Source organism: Streptomyces sp. CA-179760, assembly GCF_050937045.1.
Lineage (GTDB): Bacteria > Actinomycetota > Actinomycetes > Streptomycetales > Streptomycetaceae > Streptomyces.
In genome coordinates this window covers 5,212,751-5,238,404 of sequence record NZ_JBNJLZ010000001.1, presented here as the reverse complement: position 1 = coordinate 5,238,404, position 25,654 = coordinate 5,212,751, and the positions used below count along the sequence as shown (strand labels likewise).

At 70.1% G+C, this 25,654-nt stretch carries 21 protein-coding genes; 8 read left to right on the top strand and 13 right to left on the bottom strand.

Features of this window, described 5'->3' with window-relative positions:
* Window positions 1-245: 245 nt before the first annotated feature.
* On the top strand, window positions 246-1,043 hold the full coding sequence (locus ACQEV8_RS23705; RefSeq protein ID WP_432963462.1) for a LuxR C-terminal-related transcriptional regulator: 798 nt from the start codon (window positions 246-248) through the stop codon (window positions 1,041-1,043).
* 68 nt (window positions 1,044-1,111) lie between these two features.
* Here ACQEV8_RS23705 and ACQEV8_RS23700 read toward each other — a convergent pair whose 3' ends face one another.
* From ACQEV8_RS23700 to ACQEV8_RS23660, 9 genes are all read right to left on the bottom strand, one after another.
* Window positions 1,112-3,280, bottom strand: coding sequence for a hypothetical protein (locus tag ACQEV8_RS23700; protein WP_432963459.1), 2,169 nt, complete (start codon window positions 3,278-3,280; stop codon window positions 1,112-1,114).
* Window positions 3,277-3,963 (bottom strand): ABC transporter ATP-binding protein, encoded by a 687-nt coding sequence (locus tag ACQEV8_RS23695; protein ID WP_432963456.1) that lies wholly within the window; start codon window positions 3,961-3,963, stop codon window positions 3,277-3,279. Before ACQEV8_RS23695 ends, ACQEV8_RS23700 begins: the two co-directional genes overlap by 4 nt.
* A gap of 201 nt (window positions 3,964-4,164) precedes the next feature.
* Window positions 4,165-4,545 carry a hypothetical protein gene (locus ACQEV8_RS23690; RefSeq protein WP_432963453.1) on the bottom strand — a complete coding sequence of 127 codons (381 nt, stop codon included), beginning with the start codon at window positions 4,543-4,545 and terminating at the stop codon, window positions 4,165-4,167.
* 255 nt (window positions 4,546-4,800) lie between these two features.
* A complete protein-coding gene (locus ACQEV8_RS23685) occupies window positions 4,801-5,913 on the bottom strand; it encodes a substrate-binding domain-containing protein (RefSeq protein WP_432963450.1) in 1,113 nt (370 codons plus the stop codon).
* Between the two features lie 289 nt (window positions 5,914-6,202).
* On the bottom strand, window positions 6,203-6,652 hold the full coding sequence (locus tag ACQEV8_RS23680; protein ID WP_399027542.1) for a heat shock protein transcriptional repressor HspR: 450 nt from the start codon (window positions 6,650-6,652) through the stop codon (window positions 6,203-6,205).
* A gap of 5 nt (window positions 6,653-6,657) precedes the next feature.
* Entirely contained in the window at window positions 6,658-7,845 is a 1,188-nt protein-coding gene (dnaJ, locus tag ACQEV8_RS23675) for a molecular chaperone DnaJ (RefSeq protein WP_432963447.1), read from the bottom strand.
* A 36-nt stretch (window positions 7,846-7,881) separates the two neighbouring features.
* Entirely contained in the window at window positions 7,882-8,532 is a 651-nt protein-coding gene (gene grpE, locus ACQEV8_RS23670) for a nucleotide exchange factor GrpE (protein ID WP_432963444.1), read from the bottom strand.
* Window positions 8,529-10,385 (bottom strand): molecular chaperone DnaK, encoded by a 1,857-nt coding sequence (gene dnaK, locus ACQEV8_RS23665; RefSeq protein WP_432963441.1) that lies wholly within the window; start codon window positions 10,383-10,385, stop codon window positions 8,529-8,531. The genes grpE and dnaK overlap by 4 nt, the downstream gene beginning before the upstream one ends.
* Window positions 10,386-10,479: 94 nt before the next feature.
* Window positions 10,480-11,517 carry an MraY family glycosyltransferase gene (locus ACQEV8_RS23660; RefSeq protein ID WP_432963438.1) on the bottom strand — a complete coding sequence of 346 codons (1,038 nt, stop codon included), beginning with the start codon at window positions 11,515-11,517 and terminating at the stop codon, window positions 10,480-10,482.
* A 263-nt stretch (window positions 11,518-11,780) separates the two neighbouring features.
* On the opposite strand from ACQEV8_RS23660, the gene ACQEV8_RS23655 reads away from it, so the two are divergent.
* Window positions 11,781-14,153, top strand: a complete 2,373-nt coding sequence (locus ACQEV8_RS23655; protein WP_432963434.1) for a (Fe-S)-binding protein — start codon at window positions 11,781-11,783, stop codon at window positions 14,151-14,153.
* A gap of 71 nt (window positions 14,154-14,224) precedes the next feature.
* On the opposite strand, the gene ACQEV8_RS23650 is transcribed toward ACQEV8_RS23655, so the two are convergent.
* Window positions 14,225-14,791, bottom strand: coding sequence for a hypothetical protein (locus ACQEV8_RS23650; RefSeq protein WP_432963431.1), 567 nt, complete (start codon window positions 14,789-14,791; stop codon window positions 14,225-14,227).
* A gap of 192 nt (window positions 14,792-14,983) precedes the next feature.
* Window positions 14,984-15,868, bottom strand: coding sequence for a DNA-processing protein DprA (locus ACQEV8_RS23645; RefSeq protein ID WP_432963428.1), 885 nt, complete (start codon window positions 15,866-15,868; stop codon window positions 14,984-14,986).
* A gap of 364 nt (window positions 15,869-16,232) precedes the next feature.
* Between ACQEV8_RS23645 and ACQEV8_RS23640 the strand changes: the two genes are divergently transcribed.
* Complete coding sequence (locus ACQEV8_RS23640) at window positions 16,233-16,910, top strand: HNH endonuclease family protein (protein ID WP_432963425.1); 678 nt, start codon at window positions 16,233-16,235, stop codon at window positions 16,908-16,910.
* Window positions 16,911-16,944: 34 nt separating this feature from the next.
* Here the strand turns inward: ACQEV8_RS23640 and ACQEV8_RS23635 are convergent, their stop codons facing one another.
* A complete protein-coding gene (locus ACQEV8_RS23635; protein ID WP_432963422.1) occupies window positions 16,945-18,225 on the bottom strand; it encodes an RNA-guided endonuclease InsQ/TnpB family protein in 1,281 nt (426 codons plus the stop codon).
* Window positions 18,226-18,248: 23 nt separating this feature from the next.
* On the opposite strand from ACQEV8_RS23635, the gene tnpA reads away from it, so the two are divergent.
* A complete protein-coding gene (gene tnpA / locus ACQEV8_RS23630) occupies window positions 18,249-18,677 on the top strand; it encodes an IS200/IS605 family transposase (RefSeq protein WP_432963419.1) in 429 nt (142 codons plus the stop codon).
* A 141-nt stretch (window positions 18,678-18,818) separates the two neighbouring features.
* Here the strand turns inward: tnpA and ACQEV8_RS23625 are convergent, their stop codons facing one another.
* Complete coding sequence (locus tag ACQEV8_RS23625) at window positions 18,819-19,883, bottom strand: lysostaphin resistance A-like protein (protein ID WP_432963416.1); 1,065 nt, start codon at window positions 19,881-19,883, stop codon at window positions 18,819-18,821.
* A gap of 375 nt (window positions 19,884-20,258) precedes the next feature.
* On the opposite strand from ACQEV8_RS23625, the gene ACQEV8_RS23620 reads away from it, so the two are divergent.
* The 4 genes from ACQEV8_RS23620 (at window position 20,259) to ACQEV8_RS23605 (ending at window position 25,624) form a co-directional block, all read left to right on the top strand.
* Complete coding sequence (locus ACQEV8_RS23620) at window positions 20,259-20,966, top strand: hypothetical protein (protein ID WP_432963413.1); 708 nt, start codon at window positions 20,259-20,261, stop codon at window positions 20,964-20,966.
* A 288-nt stretch (window positions 20,967-21,254) separates the two neighbouring features.
* A complete protein-coding gene (locus ACQEV8_RS23615) occupies window positions 21,255-22,670 on the top strand; it encodes an FG-GAP-like repeat-containing protein (RefSeq protein WP_432963411.1) in 1,416 nt (471 codons plus the stop codon).
* 35 nt (window positions 22,671-22,705) lie between these two features.
* A complete protein-coding gene (locus tag ACQEV8_RS23610; RefSeq protein ID WP_432963408.1) occupies window positions 22,706-24,133 on the top strand; it encodes a hypothetical protein in 1,428 nt (475 codons plus the stop codon).
* Between the two features lie 51 nt (window positions 24,134-24,184).
* Window positions 24,185-25,624 (top strand): FG-GAP-like repeat-containing protein, encoded by a 1,440-nt coding sequence (locus tag ACQEV8_RS23605; RefSeq protein WP_432963405.1) that lies wholly within the window; start codon window positions 24,185-24,187, stop codon window positions 25,622-25,624.
* Window positions 25,625-25,654 lie beyond the last annotated feature (30 nt).

Below are 25,654 nucleotides of genomic sequence, written 5' to 3'. Positions count from 1 at the left end.
GCTCCGCCCGTCCCATGGCCTGAAACGTTCCACAACACCCCGATATGCGGACCCCCCGCTTGCGCGCTATGCAACAAGCTGAAGGTAGCGGTGAAGTGAACATGCTGTGCATGCTGAGCGATGCGGGAGTCGACCGCTTCCGCATGTCAGTGGGCGTCCGTACCGACCACTTCGACATGGCTGACCGGGGGTGCCGCCCCACGTGTGCCTTCGGCCTGCCGTATACACAGGGGGAGCACAGAGACTTGATACGTGTAGGCATACTCGGCGGACCATCGCTCGAACGGGCAGGCGTCAGACGCATCCTGGAGGAAGACGGCCGGGTCCGGATCGTCGGCGAGGCGACGGGCGACCAGGCGCCGCACATGGTGCGGTCGGCGCGGCCGGACGTCCTCGTCTCCAGCCATCAGGAGCCGGACGAGGCGCTGAGCGCGCTGAGGTCACGCCCCCTTTCGGAACCCGCGCGTGTCGTGCTGGTCAGCCGGCTGACGGAGCACTCCACGCGCATGCTGCTCCGGCTCGGAGCCCGCGGCGTGCTGCTGCGCGGCGAATGTGTGGAGCATCTGCCGTGGGCGGCCCAGGCCGCGGCTGCAGGCAGTGTCGCGCTGGCGCCGACCGCGGCCGGGTTCGTGGTCGACCAGTACGTATGGCCGGGACAGTTGGCCGAAGAGGTCGTCGCCGCGCGGAAGCTGCTGGCCTCGCTCAGCCCTCGCGAGCGCGAGATACTCGAACTGGTGAGCGATGGCGCATCCAATTCGGTCGTGGCCACGAAGCTGAGCATCAGCGGCCACACGGTCAAGGACCACATCCGCGCGATCTACGCCAAGCTTCTCGTCAACAACCGCATCCAGGCGGCCCGCATCCTGTGGCAGGCCCGGAGCCGGCCCGGCCGGAAGCTCTCGGCCCCGGACCCGGAGCACACCCACGGCACCTCGGACTACGCCGAGTACGCGGGATCGGTGCCCGAGGCGCGCCGCCGGCTTCCGGACCCCGTACCGGCCCCGCCGGTACCGCGGGCGGTGCACATCCCCCAACAGTGCTGACGCCGACGGGCGACATGCCGCGACGCCGGCCGGCCGCGTGGGCCGGCCGGCGTCGCGGGACCGGGCGTTCAGTCGTTGCGCGGCCGCCAGACCGACCCCGCGGACGAGGCGGTCCGCGCTCCCCACCACGCGATCACGGACGCGCAGAGCAGGCCGGCGGCGCCCACCGCGGACAGGGCCGACAGCCTGCTACCGGAGTCGGCCTCCAGCGGAGTGGTCACGTACCAGGTCACCAGGACCGCCGCGCAGACCGCGAAAACGGTCGGCGCCAGCAGGGACCACCCGGAGACGGCGTAGTAGACCCGCCCATTGCCGGTCAGCACCGACACCGGACCCAACTCCCGCCCCGTGCGGATGAACTGGGCCACCGACCCGATTCCGGCCACCACCACGATCACCAGCACTCCGGTCACGGAGAGCAGCTCCAGCCACCGCTGGGCGGCGATGCCCTCACCGCTCCCGCCCAGCGTGCCGGTCATGGCGAACACCCCGACCTTCGTGGCCATGGCGAGGTGGGTGTTGGCGGCGCCGTGCACCTTCGACAGCGAAAGCTGCCGCCCGTCCCCCGCCAGGACCATCAGCGAGGCCTCGTCCGAACTGCGCAGCGTCTCGGCGGCGTCGCCGGTCCGGGCGTACATGCGCACCCCGACCGACCGCTGGAGCCCGACGGCCTGGGCCAGACCGGCGTGCCCGGTGCGCTGCAGTTCGGTGGCCCGGTCGCCCGGGCAGGGTGCGCCGAGTTCGCGCCAGGCCGCGCAGTCGCCGACGAGGTCCAGCCGGCCGCCCTCGGAACTCACCGTCACGGCCAGGGCGTATGTCCCCGGCCCCAGCTGCCGTTCGAAAGCCGCCACGTCCGCGTGGGTCGTCGACAGCGTCGTCGAGACCCGCAGCACGCTGGTGCCCAACTGGCGCTCCACGGCGTGCACTCGGTCGCTCATCTCGGTGAACAGGCTGATGGCGATCTGGCCCTGGGCGGCCAGCCCGATCGCGATCACCACAGCGGCGACCAGCCGGGCCACCGGCCGCGCACCGGCCGCCAGGCGCCGCCCGGCGATCAGCATCCCGACCCGGCCCCGCGCCACCCCGGCCTTGGCCAGAGCGGGGCCGGTGGCGGCCACCACGGCCCCGACCACGACCGGCAGCAGGGCGATGGTCAGCACACTGCCGCCCGCGAGCACGGGAAGCCGCAGATCGTACGGGGCCAGGTCGACGCCCTTGACCGTGCCGAACAGGGCGACGGGGAACAGCCACATCATCCATTCCCGGTTCCGCTTCCGGGCGGTCGGCCGGGTCGAGCGGCCGGGCCGGTACGGCGGCTGCAGCAGCAGCACCGCCGCCAGCACGGCCAGCGGCACGCCGAGCACCGCGCCCAGGAGCGCGGGGAGCGCGGCCCGGGCATCAGGGGTGTACGACACGAACTCGACCACGGGCAGCGGAATGTCGACTACGAGCACCGGAGCCAGGAGCACCGTCCCCGCCAGGGCGCCCAGCGCCACCGGGACGATCGCCTCGCCCACCGTGAACCAGGCCCGCGCACCGCTCGAGGCGCCCAGCGCCGCGAGCACGGCGGTACGCCGGTCCCGTCCGGCGGCACCGACCCGGGCCGCGATCACGACGAACAGTCCGGCGGGCAGCCCGACCATCGCGAGGTAGGCCCAACGGAACTCTGTGGCGCCGAAGTTGTACAGATGCTCACCGAGCGGAGGGGACCACGGGACGCCGAAACCGGACGCCTTGGTCATGCCCTTCGTGTCCAGCCGCTCCGCGGTGGGCCGCACATAGGCGAAGTACTCGCTCGGCGACTCCAGGCCGTCCTCGGCGATCGTGCCGACGGCCCTGCCGTACTCCGCGCGCACCTCGGACCCGGCGTCCCTGAGGGCGGGCGACAGCACGGCCTCGCCGCGCTCGGGCCAGCGGCTCAGTCCGGGCGGCAGAGGGGCGTCCGCCGTGAGCGGCTCGATGTAGACGACGTCGTACTGCCGTTCCCCGATGGTCGCGACCGTCGGCCGCCACAACACCCTGGCATCCGCGGTGTCACTCACCTGCGGCCAGCGGGTCGCGCTGCGCTCCGTGCGTCCGTCGAAGGAGGAAAGGGCGAGCAGGAAGCCGGCGACCGCGAGAACCGCCACGGCGGTCGCGGCGAGCAGCGCGTAGAACCGGATACGCCCGGCCTCCGCCGCCCCGGACGCCGCCCGGCCCATGCGCAGCAGTCGCCGGCGCAGTCCACCGCCGTTCATCGCGCCTCCTGCACCTGGACCAACTGCCCCTCGTGAAGGTGCAGTCGAACGTCTGCCCGACCGGCCACCGTGGGGTCGTGGGTCACCACGACCAGGGCGCACCCGTGTTCGCGCGGCGTGCCGAACAACAGGTCCGCCACGGCCTCGCGCTGCTCCCCGTCCAGGGCTCCGGTCGGCTCGTCGGCGAGCAGCAGTCCGGGCGTGTTCACCAGCGCGCGGGCCACGGCGACCCGCTGCCGTTCGCCTCCGGACAGGTCCTGCGTCGCCGCGGCCTCGGGCACCCCGAGAGCGGTGAGCAGGCTCTCCGCCCGGGAGCGGGAGTCGTCGACGGCGTCACCGGCCAGCAGGCTCGCGATCATCACGTTCTCCACCGGGGTCAGTTCGGGAAGGAGTTCGCCGAACTGGAAGACCATGCCGATGTGCCTGCGCCGGTGGGCGGCGAGGCCTCGCGCCGACAGCCGTGTGATGTCCTCGCCCGCCACTTCGACGCGGCCCGACCGGGGCCGGATCAGCCCCATGAGGCACATCAGCAGCGTGGACTTGCCGCTGCCCGAGGGCCCCATGACGGAGACGGACTGTCCGGCCCGCACGGTGAGGTCGACGCCGTCGAGCAGGCGTCGGCCGGAGACGCCGTAGACCACGTCGCTGAGGCACAGCACGGGCGGTGCGGGGGGTGGGGTCACGCGGGGCTCCCTCGGTCGAGACGGAATGACAACCGCACGGAAAGGAGCGGCGGTTCGTCGAGGCGCGGTGGGCGAGGCGGGGCGGAAAGAGGACACGCCTGACCGGGAGGGGCGCTCGGCCCCTCCCGGTCAGGCTGCGGGCCCGTCTCCGATGCGCACCGGTACACATCGGTTCAGGCCGGACCTACGCGTGCGTCACCGTCAGTCCGTGTACCAGCTGGTGTGCCAGTCCGGCAGGTTGTTGCGGGACACAGTGCCGCGGGCCTTGAAGATCTCGGAGGCCTTGCTGCTCTCGACGGTGCCGATGTTGCCGTCGTTGTCCCTGGGACCGTTCGGGCCGTCCTTGTTCCACAGGGTCAGCTTGTCGTCCGGGTGGGCGACGCGGTAGTACTCCGCCTTGACCCAGTGGTCGCTGCCCGTGTCCTTGATGTTCATGATCGAGCGGTCCGGGCTGCCCTCGGTCCAGAACCGGAGCTCCCCGTCGTAGGAGTGCGGTCCGATCTCGTACGCGATGGCGGGCGTCGCCGTCCCGAGCGCCAGGGCCGCGATGAACCCGACCCCCACACGTCGTGCGATTCTCACGTTCACGATGGTGCTTCCCCTCTCCCTGATGGTTGTCCCGTCCGCCGCGCGGTTCGGAAGGGACGGGAGCGCACTGCTGAAAGCGGTGCGGCCCCTGTTCCTCCAGACTGCCGGTCGGTGATCACCGGGAGAATCCACCCATCGGGGGGTATGCCACCCGAGCCCCGCCCGCACGGGGGCCGCCCGGTCGGGGGCCGCCCGGTCGGGGGGGGAGAGCCGGAAGGATCCTAGAGGCCAGGGAGCAGGGCGGGGGCCCTACTTGCGGAGGCCGATCGCCCGGCAAGCCGTCTCGTACTTGGCCGTGCAGATGTCCGACAGCTTGTAGATGTCGTCCGCGACCACCGTGTCCTCGATGTTCTTCTTCGTCAGCGCGACCACGGGCACCAGCTGGGCCGGGATGCCCTTGTGGGTGGGGCTGTCGACCTTGTCGCGGGTGAGGGCGGCGAACTGGATGTCCCGGCCCTGGACCTTCGCCACGGCCATCTCCGCCGCGTTCTCGGCCTCCTGCGGATACGACTTGTACACGCTCATGTACTGCTCGCCCGCGATGATCCGCTGCACCGCCTGGAGCTCCGCGTCCTGCCCGGTGATCGGCGGCAGGTCGCTCACGCCCGCGGCCTCCAGCGCCTTGATGATGCCGCCGGCCATGCCGTCGTTGGCGGAGTAGACCGCGTCGATGTTGTCCTTGCCGATCTTCTCGATCGCCTCGGCCATGTTGGCCTCGGCGTTCTCCGGCTTCCAGTCCTTGGTGTCGAAGGACTCGGCGATCGTCACCTTGCCGTTCAGCTCGGACATCGCACCCGCCTTGAACTGCTTGGCGTTCGGGTCGGTCGACGAGCCGTTCATCATGACGATCTTGTCGGAGAGGTTCGCGTCCTCGCCGATGGCCTCCAGCAGGGTGCGCCCCTGGACCTCGCCGACCAGCTCGTTGTCGAAGGAGATGTACGCCTCGATCGGGCCCTCGGCCAGCCGGTCGTAGGCGATGACCGGGATGCCGGCCTCCTTGGCCTTCTTGACGCCGCTCGCGATGGCCTGCGAGTCGACCGCGTCCAGCAGGACCACGTCGACCCGGTCGTCGATCATCTTCTGCAGCTGGCCCGCCTGCGTGTCGGCGTCCGCCTCGGCGTTGGCGTACTCGACGCGGCCCTTGTTGTCGGTGAGGGACTCGACCTTCGTCTTGATGATCGGGTAGTCGAAGTTCTCGTACCGGGTGTTCGCCTTCTCCGGGAGCAGCAGGCCCACCGTGATGTCGTTGCCCTTGGCCGGGCTCGCGTCGTCACTGCTCCCCGTCGCGTTGAGCGCGCCGCACCCGGCGAGCGTGACGGACATCGCGGCCGCGGCCACGGATATGGAGATACGACGACGCATGTCGGGAGCCCACTTCACGTGTGATTCGGACGTGGGCACAGCTTTGTGGCCCATGTGACTGAAAAGCCAACGCGGACGCGGCCCCCAGCGTCAAGCGGAAGCACTTAACGAGATGACAACACCACGCTCCGCGATCGTTGTGAAGACTCTGCGGAATCATCTCCAGGTTCCCCGCACGGGCCACCCATCGATGGGAGACCCAGCGAAACCGGGCCAAGACACACGAAAGGGGCCGGGAGTCGCCTCCCGGCCCCTTCCACAGACTGTGGACAGGCATTCAGTCCGGCAGTCAGTCCGACTGCTGCCGCTTCGGCCGCCACACCACCAGCGCGCTGCTCTGCTGGACCTCCTGGTACGGCACCAGGTCCCGGCGGTACGACGCGTGCACCGCCGCCTCGCGCTGGCGCATCGCCGCCGCCGCGCCGTCGAGCGCGTTCTGCAGCTCGGCCGCCCGGGCCTGGAGCGCGGCGACCTGGTTCTCCAGTTCGATGATGCGCTTGATACCGGCCAGGTTGATGCCCTCGTCCTGCGACAACTGCTGGACAGTGCGCAGCAGTTGGATGTCACGGGCCGAGTAGCGCCGGCCCCGGCCCGCGGTGCGGTCCGGAGACACCAGACCCAGGCGGTCGTACTGGCGCAGGGTCTGCGGGTGCAGGCCGGACAGCTGGGCCGCCACCGAGATGACGTAGACCGGGGTTTCCTCGGTCAGTTCATACGGATTGCGCCGACGACCGTCCATCTGCCTCATGCTCCCTTCGCGGCCTGGAACAGATCCGCCCGCGGATCCTCACCCGAAGTCGCCTCGCGATACGCCTCGAGTGCGTCACGAGCCTTCCCCGTCAGGTCCGTCGGAACACTCACTTCGACGGTGACCAGCAGGTCCCCGCGGGTGCCGTCCTTGCGGACCGCGCCCTTGCCCCGGGCGCGCATGGTGCGGCCGTTGGGCGTGCCCGGCGGGAGCTTCAGCGTGACGGGCGGGCCGCCCAGCGTGGGCACCCGCACCTCGCCGCCGAGGGCCGCCTCGGTGAAGGTCACCGGGACGGTGACGGTGAGGTTGTCGTCCTTGCGGCCGAACACCGGATGGGCGTCGACATGCACGACCACGTACAGGTCGCCCGCCGGGCCGCCCCGCTCACCGGGCGCGCCCTTGCCGCGCAGCCGGATCCGCTGGCTGTCGCTGACGCCGGCGGGGATGCGCACCTGCATGGTCCGTGAGGACTTGGCCCGGCCGCTGCCCTTGCAGACCTCGCAGGCGTGCTCCGCGATCAGGCCGCGGCCCTTGCAGTCCGGGCAGGGGTCGGTGAGGGAGAAGCCCCCGCCGCTGCCCCGGGCGACCTGCCCGGTGCCGACGCAGGTCGGGCACACGCGCGGTGTGCCGTTCTTGTCGCCGGTGCCCGAACAGGCCTTGCAGGGTGACTGCGAGGACATCCGCAGCGGGACCGTCGCGCCCTCGATCGCCTCGGTGAAGCTGAGCGTGACCTCGGACTCGATGTCCTGGCCGCGCCGCGGGTGCGTGCGCGTCCCCGCGCCCGTACCGCCGCGGTTGAACAGGCCCCCGAAGACGTCACCGATCCCGCCGCCGAAGCCGCCGGCTCCCTGGCCCCCGCCCTGGGCGCCGCCTCCGAAGAGGTCGCCCAGGTCGAAGTTGAAGTTGCCGCCGCCCGCGCCGCCCGGCCCCGGGCGGAAGCCACCGCCCGCGAAGAGGGCGCGTGCCTCGTCGTACTCCTTGCGCTTCTTGGGGTCGCCGAGAATGTCGTTGGCCTCGGAGATCTCCTTGAAGCGCTCCTCCGCCTTGACGTTTCCCGTGTTGGCGTCCGGGTGGTTCTCGCGGGCGAGCTTCCGGTACGCCTTCTTGATCTCGGCCTCGGTGGCGTCCTTGGGGACGCCGAGGACCTTGTAGTAGTCCTTCTCGATGAAGTCCTTGGTGCTCATCCTCGACGCCCCTCCTTCCTGTCGTCCGATATGACGTCAGCCCTCGTCCGGGCCACCGCTCTCCTTGTCGTCGGCGTCGGCGGACTCGTCCGCCTTGACCGTCTGTGCCCCCGGCTGGGGTTCGGCCACAGCCACCCGCGCGGGGCGGATGGTGCGCTCGCCGATCCGGTACCCGGGCTGCAGAATCGCCACGCACGTCGTCTCGGTGACGTCCGGTGCGTAACTGTGCATCAGGGCTTCGTGGATCGTCGGGTCGAAGGGCTCGCCCTCCTTGCCGAACTGCTGCAGGCCCATCTTCGCCGCGGTGCCCTCCAGCGACTCGGCGACGGACTTGAAGCCGCCGACCAGTTCGCCGTGCTCCCGCGCGCGGCCGATGTCGTCGAGCACGGGCAGGAGCTCGGTCAGGAGGTTCGCGATGGCGATCTCCTTGACCGCGATCCGGTCGCGCTCGACCCGGCGGCGGTAGTTCTGGAACTCGGCCTGGAGGCGCTGGAGGTCGCCCGTGCGCTCGCCCAGCGCCGTGCGGGCCTGGTCCAGCTGGGCCACCAGGGCCACGTCCTGGCCCGTGTCCCCGGCCGGGGCCGCTCCCTCCTCGGAGGAGGCGGCCTTCGGCTCGGCGTCATCGGAGGTGGCGCCGGAAGGGACGTCGGGCTGCTGCTCGTCGAAGCCCGGGGTCTCCTCCGTCACGCGGCACCATCCTTCCGGTCCTCGTCGACGATCTCGGCGTCGACGACGTCGTCGTCGGCCTTGGCGTCACCGGCACCGGCACCCGCGCCGGCTCCGGCGGCGCCGTCGGCCTGCGCGGCGTTCGCGTCGGCGTACATGGCCTGGCCGAGCTTCTGCGAGACGGCCGCGACCTTCTCCGTGGCGGTGCGGATCTCGGCCGAGTCCTCGCCCTTGAGCTTCTCCTTCAGCTCATTGACGGCTTCCTCGACCTCGGTCTTGATCTCGCCCGGGACCTTGTCCTCGTTGTCCTTGAGGAACTTCTCGGTCTGGTAGACGAGCTGCTCGCCCTGGTTGCGGGACTCGGCGGCCTCGCGGCGCTTGTGGTCCTCCTCCGCGTACTGCTCGGCCTCCTGGCGCATGCGGTCGACCTCGTCCTTCGGCAGCGAGGAGCCGCCGGTGACGGTCATCTTCTGCTCCTTGCCGGTGCCGAGGTCCTTCGCCGTGACGTGCATGATGCCGTTGGCGTCGATGTCGAAGGACACCTCGATCTGCGGGACGCCGCGGGGCGCCGGGGGCAGACCGGTCAGCTCGAACATCCCGAGCTTCTTGTTGTACGCCGCGATCTCGCGCTCGCCCTGGTAGACCTGGATCTGCACGGAGGGCTGGTTGTCCTCGGCGGTGGTGAAGATCTCGGACCGCTTGGTCGGGATCGTCGTGTTCCGCTCGATGAGCTTGGTCATGATGCCGCCCTTGGTCTCGATACCGAGGGACAGCGGGGTGACGTCGAGGAGCAGGACGTCCTTGACCTCGCCCTTGAGGACACCGGCCTGCAGGGCGGCGCCGATGGCGACGACCTCGTCCGGGTTGACGCCCTTGTTGGCGTCCTTGCCGCCGGTCAGGTCCTTGACCAGCTCGGCGACGGCGGGCATACGCGTGGAGCCACCGACGAGAACGACGTGGTCGATCTCGGAGAGGTTGATCCCGGCGTCCTTGATGACGTTGTGGAACGGCGTCTTGCAGCGCTCCAGCAGGTCCGCGGTCAGCTGCTGGAACTGGGCGCGGGTGAGCTTCTCGTCGAGGTGCAGGGGGCCCTCGGCGGAGGCGGTGATGTAGGGCAGGTTGATCGAGGTCTCGGTGGACGAGGACAGCTCGATCTTCGCCTTCTCGGCGGCCTCGCGCAGACGCTGCAGGGCCATCTTGTCCTTGCCCAGGTCCACGCCGTGGCCGGACTGGAACTGCTGGACCAGGTAGTCGACGACGCGCTGGTCCCAGTCGTCACCACCGAGGTGGTTGTCACCGTTGGTGGCCTTCACCTCGACGACGCCGTCGCCGATCTCCAGCAGCGAGACGTCGAACGTACCGCCACCGAGGTCGAAGACCAGGATGGTCTGGTCGTCCTTGTCGAGGCCGTACGCCAGAGCGGCCGCGGTGGGCTCGTTGACGATGCGCAGGACGTTGAGGCCCGCGATCTCGCCGGCCTCCTTCGTGGCCTGGCGCTCGGAGTCGTTGAAGTACGCCGGGACGGTGATGACCGCGTCGGTCACCTTCTCGCCCAGGTAGGACTCGGCGTCCCGCTTCAGCTTCTGGAGCACGAAGGCGCTGATCTGCTGCGGGTTGAAGGGCTTCCCGTCGAGCTCGATCTTCCAGTCCGTGCCCATGTGCCGCTTGACGGAGCGGATGGTCCGGTCCACGTTCGTGACCGCCTGGCGCTTGGCCACCTCTCCGACGAGCACTTCACCGTTCTTGGCGAAGGCGACGACGGACGGCGTGGTCCTGGCGCCCTCGGCGTTGGTGATGACGGTGGGCTCGCCGCCCTCCAGAACGCTGACGACGGAGTTAGTCGTGCCCAGGTCGATGCCGACCGCACGTGCCATGGTTGATTCCTCCAGCTGACTTGAGTGGAACGGACTCAAGTGTGCACGACGGCCCCCGACCGGTCAACAGAGCTGAGTCGACCGGACTCAAGTCTTATCCGTTCCTTACACGCAACGGCGCTCTGACCTGCGGCGACATCTCACGCCGAGGAGCCTTGGGACCTCGGGAGGGGTACACCGAGACGCGTGACACAGCGAGGACGACGACGAGCGCCGCCCCCGCCACCCACCACATCGCGTCGTCGCCGACCCAGCCGGCGTGCGCGAGTACCCCGACGGCCACCCCGGACAACGCCCCGGCCCCCAGCAGCAGACTCGCCCCCGGCGCGGTCAGCCCGAGCCGCCGCAGCCGGTGCGCGAGATGGTCGGGGCCGCCGCGCAGAACGGCCCGCCCGGCCATCCGCCGCGACAGCAGCACCAGCCCGGCGTCGGCGCACACCAGGGCGGTCAGCGCGAACAGCACCCCCGCGCTCTCCCCGATCCCGGACCCGGCCCGCGCGTACACGGCCCCCAGGGCGATCACGAACCCCGCGGGCATGGCCCCGCACGCCCCGAGCCCGACCCGGGCCGGATGCCAGTTGTGCATGAGGAACCCGGTCAGCGCGGCGGCCAGCACGCTCATCAGCACGGCGATCCCGTCCATCACCTCGACCGCCGCGCAGACCCCCACCCCGAAGGCGGTCACGACCCCCACGGTCCCGGCGAGCCCGTCGGCGTGATCGACCCCCCGGAACCCGAGGGACATCCCCGCGACCCACACGACGGCCAGCAGCCCGGTCCCCACCCCCGTCTCCCCGTACGGCACGACGCACGCGGCCGCCGCGGCCGTACCGGCGAAGAGCACCCGCCGCCGGAGCCGCCACACGTCGTCGACCAGCCCGAGCAGGGCGACCACACCCCCGGCGACGAGCAGTTCCCGCACCTCTCCCCCGGTCGGCACCCCCTCCACCCACCCGTAGCCCCACACCACCACCCCGGTGACCACCACGACGGCCACACCCCCGGACAGCGGCACCTCCCGCTGCCGCCGCCGGTCGACCAGACGCGACCAGCGCGCGGGCACCCGGAGGAGGGCGGCGAGCAGGGCGGTGAGCAGAAGGGCGATGGCGGCGGCAGCGATCCCATAGAGCACGGATCTAAATTAGGCGGGACTATGACAATTCGGTACGACTAACACGACGGATTACCCGACCGGATTCCGACCGGGTCCTGGCTGGATCCGTACGAGTTCTGAGGCAACCCTCAGCGATTCAGATCACCCCCCACCCGGCTACAGTGCGGCGGAGGATAGGGGTAGTCTCAGACGACTGCATAAGTTACCGCTTAGTAATCTCGGGAACCCTCTGAAACGGAGAGGGTCCCGACAGAAACCCCTCGCAGGCCCGAGGAGCCCCCATGCAACTCGCCGCGATCATCGTGTCGCTGGTTCTGACCGTGGTCGGCGTCGCGCTGCTCGCACGCGCGATCGGCCAGTTCGTCCGGTACTTCAAGCTGGGCCAGCCGGTCCCCGCCGGTACCCGGACCGACAACCCCTACCAGCGCAGCGTGACCCTGGTGAAGGAGTTCCTCGGCCACACGCGCATGAACCGGTGGGGCATCGTCGGTGTCGCCCACTGGTTCGTCGCCGTCGGCTTCCTGACCCTGCCGCCGACCCTCGCCCAGGCCTTCGGCCAGCTGTTCAAGGCCGACTGGGTGCTGCCGGTCATCGGCGGCTTCCTGCCGTTCGAGCTGTACATCGAGTTCATCGGTGTGATGACGGTCCTGGGTATCGCCGTCCTGATGGTCATCCGGCTGCTGAGCCTGCCGTCGCGGGCCGGCCGCAAGTCCCGCTTCGCGGGCTCCAAGGCCGGTCAGGCGTACTTCGTCGAGTACGTCATCCTCACCATCGGCCTTGCCATCTACGTGCTGCGCGGCCTGGAGGGCGCGCTGCACCACGTGGAGGGCTACGAGGCGGCGTACTTCGCGTCGTACCCGCTGGTCCTGGCCTTCAAGGGACTGAGCGTCGCGGCGCTGCAGAACCTGGTGTACCTGGTCGCGACGATCAAGATCGGCACCTCGTTCGTCTGGATGATCGTGGTCAGCCTGAACACCAACATGGGTGTGGCCTGGCACCGCTTCCTCGCCTTCCCGAACATCTGGTTCAAGCGCGAGGCCACGGGCGGCACGGCCCTCGGCGCCCTGCAGCCGATGACGTCCGGCGGCAAGCCGATCGACTTCACCGACCCGGGCGACGACGACGTCTTCGGCGTCTCCCAGGTCGAGCAGTACTCGTGGAAGGGCCTGCTGGACTTCTCCACCTGCACCGAGTGCGGCCGCTGCCAGTCGCAGTGCCCCGCCTGGAACACGGGCAAGCCCCTCTCCCCCAAGCTGCTGATCATGTCCCTGCGGGACCACGCGCACGCCAAGGCGCCGTACCTGCTGGCCGGCGGCGGCAAGGACATGGAGGGCAACGAGAAGGCGACGCCCGAGCAGCTGAAGGACGTCCCCGCGGCCGCCCTCGCGGAGGCCGAGCGCCCGCTGATCGGCACCGCCGAGGCTGTATCTGATGGCGGCTTCGCCGCGGGCGGCGTCATCGACCCGGACGTCCTGTGGTCCTGCACCACCTGCGGCGCCTGTGTCGAGCAGTGCCCCGTCGACATCGAGCATGTCGACCACATCGTCGACATGCGCCGCTACCAGGTGATGATCGAGAGCTCCTTCCCGTCCGAGGCGGGCACGATGCTCAAGAACCTGGAGAAGAAGGGCAACCCCTGGGGCCTGGCGAAGAAGCAGCGCCTGGAGTGGCTCAAGGAGCTGGACTTCGAGGTCCCGGTCGTCGGCAAGGACATCGAGGACCTGTCCGAGGTCGAGTACCTGTACTGGGTCGGCTGCGCCGGCGCCCTGGAGGACCGCGCCAAGAAGACCACCAAAGCCTTCGCCGAACTCCTGAACATCGCGGGCGTCAAGTTCGCCATCATGGGCGGCGACGAGAAGTGCACGGGTGACTCCGCCCGCCGCCTGGGCAACGAGCCGCTGTTCCAGGAACTCGGCATGGAGAACGTCATGTCCCTCAACGCCGCCTTCGGCGAGGAGATGGACGACGAGGGCAAGGTCACCGACGAGTCCCGCAAGCCGAAGTCGGCCAAGAAGATCGTCGCGACCTGCCCGCACTGCCTCAACACGCTCGGCAACGAGTACCCGCAGCTCGGCGGCGACTACGAGGTCATCCACCACACCCAGCTGCTCCAGCACCTCGTCGACGAGGGCAAGCTGGTCCCGGTCACCCCGGTCGAGGGCATCATCACCTACCACGACCCGTGCTACCTGGGCCGCCACAACAAGATCTACACGCCCCCGCGCGAGATCATCGCCAGCGTCCCGGGCATCCGCAACGAGGAGATGCACCGCCACAAGGAGCGCGGCTTCTGCTGCGGTGCGGGTGGTGCCCGGATGTGGATGGAAGAGCGCATCGGCAAGCGCATCAACAACGAGCGGGTGGATGAGGCCCTCTCGCTGAACCCCGACATCGTGTCGACGGCCTGCCCGTTCTGCCTCGTCATGCTGACCGACTCGGTCAACGGCAAGAAGAACGACGGCAAGGCCAAGGAGTCCATCACCGTCGTGGACGTGGCCCAGCTGCTGCTGGACTCCGTCAAGACGCCGGCCTCCGCGGAGAGCGCCGACGGCGATGGCGATGGCGATGGCGATGGCGATGGCGAGAACGGCGGCGAGCCGCCGGCGGGCACGTCGGACTCTCCGAGCGCACCGGAGCCGGAGCCGGTGAAGTAGGCGCCTGTCGCAGTTGCTTCTGATGCCCCCTGTCCGAGTCATCGGGTAGGGGGCATCGGCGTCTCAGGGCGTCAGCCGTGCGCCCAGGGCCGAAGCGCGCAGACGTCCCAGGAGAAGCTGCGCAGTCGAGCCTGCTCGACGAGCGTGGCCGTTTCGCCGTATGTGAGGTTGAGGTGCCGGCCGAGGACGACGATGGCCACGCTGCCCGCGCCCGCCTTCAGGGCCGCAGCCGCGGATTGGGCGTGGTGGCCCGTCGTCCAGGTGTCGTCGACGAGCAGCACGTTCTCACCCCAGAGCGCCAAGGAGATGTAGCGTGACGAGGAGCCCGTACGGCCGAGGGCGCACGCCTCCGATGTCGGGGTGAGCAGGTCACGGTAGCGGCCGCGTGTGGCGCCGACCATGTCCGCGACCATGGTGCGCAGGGGATGAATCTCCCGGCCACTGGTGCTGGGTACGGTGGTGACGGCACTGAAGCCGGGTACGGCGCAATGGGCTGCGATGCAGGCCTCGTGGAGCGCGAGAAACCGCCACAGGACCGCGGCCAGGCCCGTGCGGAAGTAATGCTGCTGTGCCCCCGTGGTGTTCTTGTAGCGCCACAGTTCGTTCGCGTACTGCTCGCTCTTCAGGGCCAGGCTCACCGGAACCACGGCATCGCCGACCCCCGGGCCTAAGATCCTCCTGGCCTCCTGGCACTGCCAGCAGGTGGGATAGCCAGGGTTCGCCGTGCCCCGGCAGACCTGGCAGACGCCTGCTCCCGGTAATAACGGGTGGACGAGGAAGTTGGCGTAGCGGGCGGACAGCTCGGAAACGGATGCCACGCGGTCCGCCGTCTATGCCCAGGAGAGCTCGCCCGAAGTGGGGACGAGCGAGTCGAGTCGGCTGAAGACGTCGTCAGGACCGTCAATGACGGTGGTGTTGGGTCGGCTCGCGTATTCCCTCGCCCATTCGTGAACCATGAGGGAACGCATGAGGAATACGCGGCGTCCGTGTTCGAGTGCCAGTCGGGCCTGCATACGGGCGCCGCTGCGGTAAGCCGCCTCCACCACGACGGTGGCAAGGCTGTATCCGCTCATCACTGCGTTGCGCATGGGGAACGACGCCTTCGAGGGCGGTGCGTCCGGCCAGAACTGGGAGACCACCAGCCCTCGCTCGACGATGTTCCTCTGCAGGTCGGCGTTCTGCGCCGGGTAGGTCCGCCGGAGGCCGGTGCCGACGACCGCGACCGTGCGCCCGCCGACAGCGAGGGCTGCGCCATGTGCGGCGGTGTCGATGCCGGCGGCGAGGCCACTGACCACTGTGACTCCGCGCTCGGCGAGCCCGCCTGCGAGGGCACGGGCATGGGCGATGCCTTCGGGGGTGGGGGCACGCGTACCGACGACGGCGACCCGGAGCTCGTCCTCTACCGACGTTCCCCGCAGGAACAGGAACGGCGGACGCTGGTGGACGAGCCGCAGGTAGAGCGGGTACTCGTCGTCCAGGATCGTCACCAGGCGCATGCCCTCGTGTTCCCAGGCGGAGATCTCGGCGGCGACGGCGTCCAGGTCCACGGCCGGCTCGGTCTCGAAGAGTGCGCTCTGCCCCGAGGCGTCAAGAGCGTTCTCGAGGATGTCCCGCGCGCTACCGAGCGATTCCAACTGGTCGGTCAGCTCGGACCATGGCCGGTCGCCGCGCCGCAGCAATGCGACGAGGGCGGCTCGCTCCAGCTCGTGGTCCATGCCGCAAGTATAGGAAGAACGCCTGTGACGGCTGGTCTCCCGCGGATATTCGTGGGACGGTCGCCGCTCTCCGCGACGAGGTTGTGGACGTACTGCCAGTCGTGGACCGTGGCGTCGCCGCCGTCCACCTTGCCTATGCGTAGGCGAGACATCGGGTCAGCCAACCCGCGGTGGCAACAGACCTCGTCAACCGGGATCTCGGGATTTCGGGAGGCGCTCGACGGGAGTTGGCATGGGGCGTACAGCCCAGACCCCCCATCGGGTGACTCATAGAACATCTGCCCGGTGAACCCGCGCAGCCATATGGCTCATCCGTTCGAGCCGATCCCCTCGATCGAGGTACGCGCAATCGATTCTGCGATGCGTGATCAAAAACCTCAGGCGAGCCGTGCTCGCTGCCGTACTCGTTGTCCTTCCCCTTCTGGCATCCGCTCCGGCCCAGGCGCACGGCCGCGCCGCCGAGCCGAGCACGCTCCCCATCGCGAACGCGGTCGGCGTCCTCCCCCTCGCGGACGAGGTGCGGGAGGGCTACCAGCGCACGAGCTTCCGGCACTGGAACGCGGGCCAGAACCCCACCGACGGCTGCAACACGCGCGCGGAGGTGCTCATCTCCGAGGCGGTCGACCCGCCCGAGGTCCTCGCGGGCTGCAGGCTCTCCGGAGGGCGGTGGTGGTCGTACTACGACGCCCGGTGGGTGACCGCGGCCTCCGGCCTGGACGTCGACCACATGGTGCCGCTCGCCGAGGCGTGGGACTCCGGGGCGTCGCGGTGGACCGCCCAGCGGCGTGAGGCGTACGCCAACGACCTCGGCGCCCTGACCTCCCTCATCGCCGTCACCGCGGCCTCCAACCGCAGCAAGGCCGACAAGGATCCGGCCGAGTGGCTGCCGCCGGCCGAAGGCGTCACCTGCCGGTACATCTCGGAGTGGGTCGGGACCAAGCTCCGCTGGAGCCTCAGCGCCGACGCCGTCGAGTTCGAGGCACTCACCCGGCTCGCGCAGTCCTGCCCCGACACCAGCGTGACGTACGATCCCGCGCCTTGAAGTGCTCTCCCGGCTGAAGCCGGGAGATTCCTGCTTACCTTGCGGTAGCGGGCTTGACGCGCTTGGCGCGCCTGACGACTGCCCTCCCGGCAGCCGGGATGAGCGCGTGGCCCATCCGGTACAGGTGCAAGACGTTGCGGGCTGCGTTGTGGTCGGCGTTGCCCGACCAGCCGCAGTCGGGGCTCTTGCACACGAACACGGCCTGGGACTCCCGGCTGCCGGGCGTGGTGCAACCGCACGCCGAGCAGCGCCGGGAGGTGCCGGGGGCGGGGACCTTGACCAGGGTGCCGCCGAGCTGAGCGGTCTTGTACGCCAGCATGGTGACCGTGCGGCCCCATGCCTCCTGGCTGATGGAGCGGTTCAGCCCGGACTTCTGGGCGACGTTCTTCCCCGGCTCCTCGATCGTTCCCCTGGCGGACTTGACCATGTTCGTGATGGTGAGTGCTTCGACCACGACGGTGCCGTAGGTGCGGGCGATGGTGGTGGTCGTCTGGTGCTGCCAGTTAAGGGCCCGGCGCTTGGCTTTCGCGCGGAGCCCTGCGATCTGGTCGTAGGTGTGCTGCAGCCGGCGGCTGGTGCGCTCGCCGGGCTTGCGGTGCCGCTTACGCTGCGCGGCGCGCTGCTCCAGGTGGAGGAGCCTCTCCTTCTCCTTGCCGGTCAGCCATTCGCCGTGCTCGTACGTTTCGCCGTCTGAGAGGGCGATAGGTACGGTGACGCCCACGTCGATGCCGATGTCCGGCCCCTGGTGGGGATCGGGTTCGCCATGAAGGGTCTGGACACGGAAGGTGATGTGCCAGCCGAGTGCGCCCTTGATCAGCCGGGCCCCGGTGATCCGGTTCTGGGTGTCTGCACGCTTGCCTACCGGAAGGTCTTTGGTCCACCGGAACCGGACACGGCCCACCTTGGGAATGTTGACCATGCCCCACCGGCGGTGCACGCGGACGATGTTCAGGTCCCGGCCCTGCGGGATGTCCACGGACATCACCGTGCGGAACCGGCCCTTGAAGTTCGGGGCGTCGGAGCGGCCGTCCCAGCAGTTCTTCCACGCCTGGAAGTACGTCTTGAGTACCGCTTGCGCTGCCTGCGCGGGCAGGACGGCGAGAAAGCCGATGTCCTCGCGGGCCTGGCGGATCGCGGCGTCCGCGTTCGCAAGAGTCCGCTCTTGCTTCGGCATCATCTGCCACCAGGCGTGCAGCAGGTTCCACATGGTGCGGGCCGCGTGCGCCTGATCATCCGCTGCGCGAACCCCGGCAGGCGACAGTGCAAGCCGGGCACGGTGCCCGAACTGCCGCTTGACCAGGGTGCCTTGACTCACAATCGAGACCCTAGCGTTGGTTTATGTCACCGCGCTGGAACCCTAATCCCGATGTCAGAACCGGTCGCCATGTTGTCTACAACCTGCATGTTCACTTGGTTTTCGTCACTAAATACAGGCGGAAGGCGTTCACTGACGCCATGCTGACCCGCACCGAAGAGATCATGCGGGAGGTCTGCGACGACTTCGAGGCTGAGCTGAAGCAGTTCAACGGAGAACAGGACCACGTCCACCTGCTCGTGCACTACCCGCCGAAAGTCCAGTTGTCCAAGCTGGTCAACTCCCTCAAGGGCGTCAGCTCCCGGCGGCTCCGCCAGGAGTACGACAGCCATGTCCGCCGGTACCTGTGGGGTGGACACTTCTGGTCCGGTTCCTACTTCGCCGGATCCTGCGGCGGGGCACCCCTGAGCGTTGTCAAGCAGTACATCGAGAACCAGCAGCGCCCCGTCTGATCGTCACCACGGAGGCGCAGAGCCCTCCGGCGCTTCGCGCCTCCGGCCCAAGGATGGCCTTCACCCCCGCCCTGAAGGGCGGAGCACTGGCCAAGATCAGAGGTAGAACAGAACCGTGGTCCCGACTCGGCCCCCGGGCTGCTACGGCCCTGGAGCGGGCGGTACGTCTCCGCCCGGCGGGGTCGGGGTGACGCCGCCCGGGACGCCGTAGGGGTGACCGGGCACGGCCCCGTACGGCATGGGATACGGCGGGTACGGGGCGGGCGGCGGAGGGGGCACCGGCATCGGCGGGGCGAGGCGCTGCGGCTGGTGGCGGCGGGCCAGCCACAGGACGAGCGCCGCGTACAACAGGGTCGTCGCCACGTCCGCGAGGGCGAGCGGCCAGGGCGAGTCGGCCGCGGTCTCGTCGGACGTCAGCCCGTCGACGATCGCGGCGGCGGCTCCGAAGGCGACCAGGTTGTTCAGGACGTGCAGCGCGATGGCTGCCTCCAGGCCACCGGTACGGATGGTCAGCCAGCCCGCCACCACACCGAAGACCAGCAGTCCGATGAAGCCCCACGTGGTGCCCCAGCCGTGGGCGGCGGCGAACAGCGCGGCCTGCGGGAGTACGACGATCCACGGAGAGCGGACGAAGGAACCGACCGCCTGTGTCAGCCAGCCCCGGAAGACGTACTCCTCGGCCGCGGCCTGCACCGGGACGAAGACCGCCAGCACCGCCAGGGACGTGAGGAACGACCCCCAGCCCACCCACACCGCGGACTCCCCCGAGCCGGTCTCGCCCTCGGGCAGGAGGAAGGCGGTCCCTGTCAGCACGGCCACCGGCAGCACCGCCGCCAGCAGACACCACCCCAGCCAGCGCCACCGCACCCGTCCGGCGACCGACGACACCGTGCCGGCCCGCCGCCGCCCCGGCCACAACACGGCCAGTAGCACCAGCGGCAGGGCGATCGCGATGGACGTCAGCTCCATCGCCGTGTTGGCGAGCGGACCGAAGTCGGGTCCTCCTTCGGGGAGTTCGGGGGTGTCGGCCAGCGCACCGAAGACGTAGGTGACGGCTATGAGTAAGAGGACGACCACGAGATAGGCGACGGAGAACAGCAGAGTCCCGACCAAGGGCCGCCACCAGCGGTGACGGCCTGTGCGGCGGTCCATGCGGTGGAAGGGGAAACCGGTGGGGCCGGGCGGCGGCGGCAGGGGTGCGGTCATGATCGACAGCTTCCCAAGGACACACCGCCCCGGGCGTCCGCCCGCAGCAGGAGTGGCCATTCGGTCTCAGGGTGGATGCTCCCGTGCCACCGGGCCAACGGACGCCGATCGTGAAGGCAATCGGATGGGTCAGTGCGTCGTCTCGGCCGACCCTTTCGAACGGCACGTCGTCGATAGGGAGTTCCGTCGAAGGTGCGCGAAGTATGTCCAGTAAGCGGTGCAACGACCTACGATGCGCTGAACCTGCGAGTGATGTGGTGATGGTCGGGGCCAGGGGGATATATGCGCCATGGGAGCTTATTCGATGCCGAGTCGTGGGACGGGAGATTCCGGGCCGGCGGCGAAGGACGCGGGGCAGCGCTCGACCGGGCGGGAGTGAGCCGTCGTACGACGCTCCGGTGGGGAGCGGCGGCCGCGGTCACGGCGAGCACCATCGGCCTCAGCTCGTGCACGGCTGCGGCCAGGGCCACCGTCTTCAACCCGGCAACCAAGGACTGGCTCACCGATCTGGCTCGCTCCATAGCGGCGATCCAGATAGAAAAGGCCCTTGACAAGGGACTCAATGGAATATGGCAGGCCTGGTCGGGAAACACCGAGGAGACCATCGACAAGGCTGCCGGCGGGGAGAAGTACTGGTACAGCACCTGGGCCCACCCCGTCCCCCCGGTGGTCATGATCTCCGTGAGTGCGACGAAGCAGGGTGATCCCATGCGGGACCGCCTCGTGGCCTGCGTCAACGGCGGAAAGCAGGGCGTCGTTTTCGAAGCCTGGGCCTGGCAGGCGCTGTCGATGTTCTTGCACGAACTCACTCAGGACAAGGCAGGCGCCGACCTCGCCATGGTTCAGTCGCTCTGCCTCCTCACCCTGGTGCCGTCGGGCGTGACTCCGAAATCAGGCGGCAGCCCTGCGGGAACCGTGAACTGGATGGCCTATCAGGCCCGCAACGGGGAGGTGGAGATCACGAGAATCGTGGAGCCGGACGGGTCCGCGAGCGCCATCGTCACGGCCGAGGGCATTCCCGACGCGGACCAGAACCCCGTGAAGAAGAAGTTCACCCTGCCGACCGAGGCGGCCGGCGCTTGAAGCTCGTCGCACGTTCCTGAACCGGCTTTCCCTTCTCAGGGCCAGCGACCAATGGGTGGGGTTGCTCGCCGGGGACGACCGTCGGGTCTCGGTGAGCGTGCGGTGCCGGCCCGCCCCTGTCGCATCCCCGGCATCCCCGGCACCCCCGGCCTCAGAAAGTAACCGAACTCACGTACAACCCTTACATCCCGCCACGGGTCTCCTGATCGCCGACCCGCCGTGAACCGCCGGACAGCTCCCGGCGAACACGGAAGGTCCGGCTCCCTTCCCAGCCCCCGGAGCCCCGCCTTGCGCACCCGCACCCTCCTCCTGGCCGCCGGCCTCACCACCGGCCTCCTCACCACCGCCCTGCCCGCCGGCACGGCCGCCGCCGCGCCCTCCGGGCTCGCCGGCGACTTCAACGGCGACGGATACCGGGACGTGGCCGTCGGCGCGATGAGCGCCGACGTCGGCTCGGTGCAGAACGCCGGTGCCGTCGTCGTGCTGTACGGCTCGGCGTCCGGCGTCTCGGCGGCGAAGAAGACCGTGATCACGCAGAACTCCGCGGGCGTCCCCGGCACCGCCGAGTACGGCGACCGCTTCGGCAACAGCCTCGCCGCCGGTGACCTGGACCGCGACGGCTACTCCGACCTGGTCGTCGGCGCCCAGTACGAGGCCATCGGCGACCGGGACGGCGTCGGCTCGGCCACCGTCATCTGGGGCGGCAAGTCGGGTCTGTCCGGCGGCAAGGGCCTGCCCCAGCCGTCCACCCTCTCCGAGAACGGCGGCTTCTCCTCCGGCATCGCGACCGGCGACTTCGACGGTGACGGCGCGACGGACGTGACGCTCACCGGCCAGAGCCACACCCGCCTCTACAAGGGCCCCTTCAGCCGTACGAACGGCCCCGCGAGCCACATCGGCATCAGCGAGTTCGGGTCGACGTACGAGGTGTTCGCGGGTGACATGAGCGGGGACGGGGCCGCCGAGCGCGTCTACCCCTTCCTCGTCACCGGCGACGAGGGCGGCGAGATCAGCTACCACCGATGGACCGGCACCAAGTACGCCCGCACCTACCTGCCACACGCCGACGGCGAGAAGGGCACCATCGCCGACGTCAACGGCGACGGCTACGGCGACCTGGTCCTCGGCGACTACCAGGACCCGCGCCCCGAGCGGCCCGGCGTCCACAAGGGCGGCCAGATCACCGTCTGGTACGGCGGCCCCACCGGGCCCGACCCGGCGCAGACGCCCACCGTGATCCACCAGGACACCGCGGGCGTCCCCGGCTCCGGCGAGTACGGCGACCTGTTCGGCTCGGCGGTCGGCGCGGGCGACGTCAACGGCGACGGCTACGCCGACATCGCGGTCGGCGCCTGGGCCGAGGACATCGGCACGGTCGAGGACGCCGGCTCGGTGACCCTCCTGTTCGGCTCGGCGTCCGGCCTGAGCGGCAAGGGCGCCAAGTCCTACACCCAGGACACCGCCGGAGTCCCCGGCAGCAACGAGACGATGGACGCCTTCGGCATGTCGGTGCGCCTGGTCGACCTCGACAAGAACGGCAAGGCCGACCTGGTCAGCGGCGCCGGCTACGAGAACGGCTACGGCGCCGTCACCGTCCTGCGCGGCGCCGCCTCCGGTCTGACCACCACCGGGGCGAAGTTCCTCTCGGCCCGCGACGCGACCCTCAAGGGCGAGGCCAACTTCGCCTGGGCCATCGCCCAGTGACAGCCCGCCAGCTTCCTCGTCCGGCAAGGAAACCCATGCGTCTGCGCAGCGCCGCTCTCCTGATGGCGGCCCTCACCCCGCTCGCGGCGGCCCTCACCGCACCCGCCGCCCACGCCGCACCCGCTGCCGCCGCCCCGTACGACTTCAACGGCGACGGCCGCAGAGACCTGGCGATCGGCGCCCCGGGCGCCACGGTCGCCGGGAAGGCGAAGGCGGGCGCCGTGTCCGTCGTCTACGGGAGCAGCAGCGGGCCGAAGAGCTCCACCCGCACGCTCCTCACCCAGGACACCGCCGGGATGCCGGGTGCCGCCGAGGCCGACGACGCCTTCGGCTCGGCCCTCGCCTCCGCGGACCTGAACACCGACGGCTACGCCGACCTGCTGATCGGCACACCCGGCGAGGACGGCAGCGACACCAACGACGGCACCGTCACCATCGTCTGGGGCGCCAAGTCCGGTCTGTCCGGAGCCCGTTCGCTGTTCAGCTTCTTCAGCACCGACTACGACCGCTACGGCCAGACCCTCGCCGCGGGCGACTTCGACGCCGACGGCGACATCGACGTCGCGGTCGGCTCCACCGGACCGATCACCCTGTCCCTCGTCAGCGGCCCGATCACCAAGAGCGGTGCGTCCAACGGCGGTTCGGGCTCGCGCAACGACTGGTGGTCCACCTCGTACGGCATCACCCACCTCTCCTCCGGCCGCGTCACCGGCAGTGGCGGCCACCCCTGGGTGGTCCTGCACGGCCGCACCAAGGGCACCGACGACGCCACCACCGCCCTGGCCGACATGAAGATCGGCAACTACAACGACTGGCTGCAGGACCTGCCCGCCGGCTACGTCTCCGCCGTCGCGGACATCGACAAGGACGGCTACGCGGACATCGCCGTCGGCAACGACCGCGAGACCTCCGCCGACCCGGCGGGCGCCCTCGGCGGCAAGGTCACCGTCGTCTACGGCGGACCGGACGGCCGGGACACCGGCCGCGCCCCGCTCGTCCTCACCCAGGACACCGCCGGAGTGCCCGGCGCCGCCGAGAAGGGCGACCGCTTCGGCAGCGGCGTATCGCTCGGCGACGTCAACGGCGACGGGTACGCCGACCTGGCCGTGGGCACCGCGGGCGAGAACTCCGCCGCCGGTGCCGTCACCGTGCTGTACGGCTCGGCGACCGGCCTGACCACCAAGGGCGCGACGTCGTACACCCAGAACACCGCGGGCGTGCCCGGCGGTTCCGAGAAGGGCGACCGTTTCGGCGAGCGCGTCACGCTCACCGACCACACCGGCGACCGCCGCGCCGACCTGTCCGTATCCGCACCCGGCGAGAACTCCGGCGACGGCGCGGTCTGGTCCCTGCGCGGCACGACGAACGGCGTCACCGCCACCGGCTCGACGAGCTTCGGCCCGGGCACGACGGGCATCTCGACGGCCGGCGCACCGGCGTACGGCACGGCCCTCAACTCCTGACCACCGCTCCACACCGCAGCACTCCACACCACACCGATAACGGGGACTTCGATGCGCAAGCGCACCCTCCTCCTGGCCACCGCCCTCACCACCGGCCTGCTCACCGCCCTGACCCTGCCCACGACGACGGCCACCGCCGCGCCCTCCGGCCTCTCCGGCGACTTCAACGGCGACGGCCACCGCGACCTCGCGATCGCCGCCCCGCTCGGCAAGATCGGCGGCAAGACGGGGGCCGGCTACGTCGCCGTCGTCTACGGCACGGCGAACGGCCTCGACAGCTCCAAGCGCCAGATCATCAGCCAGGCCACCGACGGCGTCCCGGGCGTCCCGGAGACGCAGGACTACTTCGGCGACCGCATGACCACCGGCGACCTGGACGACGACGGCTACACGGACCTGATCGTGGGCGTGCACGCCGAGCACATCGGCTCCACCGACGACTCGGGCGTGCTCACCGTCGTCTGGGGCGGCGCGAGCGGTCTGAAGACCGCGACCGATCTGTCCGCCCCGCTCCCGGAGAACCGCAACGAGCTGGGCTGGTCCGTCGCCACCGGCGACTTCGACGGCGACGGCGACACCGACCTGGCCGCCGCCAACATCGCCTACCCCGAGCTGAACGTCTTCGAGGGCCCCGTCTCGCGCACCGGCAAGGCCACCGAGCTCGTCGGCATCGACACCTCCACCCGGACCGGCATCAACACCGACAAGCTCGTCTCGGGCGACGTGACCGGTGACGGCAAGGCGGACCTGCTGGTCATGGGCCAGGAGGAGAGAAGCGGCGGCTACCGCACCCGCAGCGTGCTGTACAAGGGCTCCGCCACCGGCCTGACACCCGGGGGCAAGGTCGCGGGTGGCTACGCGGCCGTCATCGCGGACGTGAACAAGGACGGCTACGGCGACATCGTCACCGGCAACTTCATGGAGAAGTCGACGGACGAGCCGAACGGCGGCCCAGGCGGCGCGGTCACCGTGACCTACGGCGCCTCCGGAGGCCTGAGCACCCGCACTCCCGTCCGCATCACCCAGGACACCGCGGGCGTGCCCGGCTCCGCCGAGAAGAACGACCGCTTGGGCTGGAGCCTGTCGGCCGGCGACACCAACGGCGACGGCTACGCCGACATCGCGGTCGGCGCCCCGTACGAGGCCATCGGCTCGAAGAAGCAGGCCGGCACGGTCACGGTCCTGCGCGGCTCGGCGTCCGGCCTGACCGGCAGCGGTGCCAAGTCCTTCTCCCAGGACACCGCGGGCGTCCCCGGAGCCGTCGAGGCGTACGACTCCTTCGGCTACGCCGTGCAGCTCACCGACGCGAGCGGCGACGGCCGCGCGGAGCTGGTGGCGAGCGCCTCCGGCGAGAACACCGGTGACGGCGCGGTCTGGCTGCTGAAGTCCACCGCTTCCGGCATCACGGCCACCGGGTCCAAGTCCTTCGGCGCCGCGACCGTGGGCGGTCCGGCGGGCGATGCGAACTTCGGTGACGTGCTCGCGGGCTGACCTGACCCCCAGACGTATCCCCCACCCCCT

Bases quoted from the DNA above. Each gene is read 5' to 3' on its own strand.
- tnpA (WP_432963419.1), top strand. From the start codon at position 18,249: ATGTCACCGCGCTGGAACCCTAATCCCGATGTCAGAACCGGTCGCCAT.
- dnaK (WP_432963441.1), bottom strand. From the start codon at position 10,385: ATGGCACGTGCGGTCGGCATCGACCTGGGCACGACTAACTCCGTCGTC.
- ACQEV8_RS23645 (WP_432963428.1), bottom strand. From the start codon at position 15,868: ATGGACCACGAGCTGGAGCGAGCCGCCCTCGTCGCATTGCTGCGGCGC.
- ACQEV8_RS23625 (WP_432963416.1), bottom strand. From the start codon at position 19,883: ATGACCGCACCCCTGCCGCCGCCGCCCGGCCCCACCGGTTTCCCCTTC.
- dnaJ (WP_432963447.1), bottom strand. From the start codon at position 7,845: ATGAGCACCAAGGACTTCATCGAGAAGGACTACTACAAGGTCCTCGGC.
- ACQEV8_RS23680 (WP_399027542.1), bottom strand. From the start codon at position 6,652: ATGGACGGTCGTCGGCGCAATCCGTATGAACTGACCGAGGAAACCCCG.
- ACQEV8_RS23655 (WP_432963434.1), top strand. From the start codon at position 11,781: ATGCAACTCGCCGCGATCATCGTGTCGCTGGTTCTGACCGTGGTCGGC.
- ACQEV8_RS23685 (WP_432963450.1), bottom strand. From the start codon at position 5,913: ATGCGTCGTCGTATCTCCATATCCGTGGCCGCGGCCGCGATGTCCGTC.
- ACQEV8_RS23610 (WP_432963408.1), top strand. From the start codon at position 22,706: ATGCGTCTGCGCAGCGCCGCTCTCCTGATGGCGGCCCTCACCCCGCTC.
- ACQEV8_RS23605 (WP_432963405.1), top strand. From the start codon at position 24,185: ATGCGCAAGCGCACCCTCCTCCTGGCCACCGCCCTCACCACCGGCCTG.
- ACQEV8_RS23700 (WP_432963459.1), bottom strand. From the start codon at position 3,280: ATGAACGGCGGTGGACTGCGCCGGCGACTGCTGCGCATGGGCCGGGCG.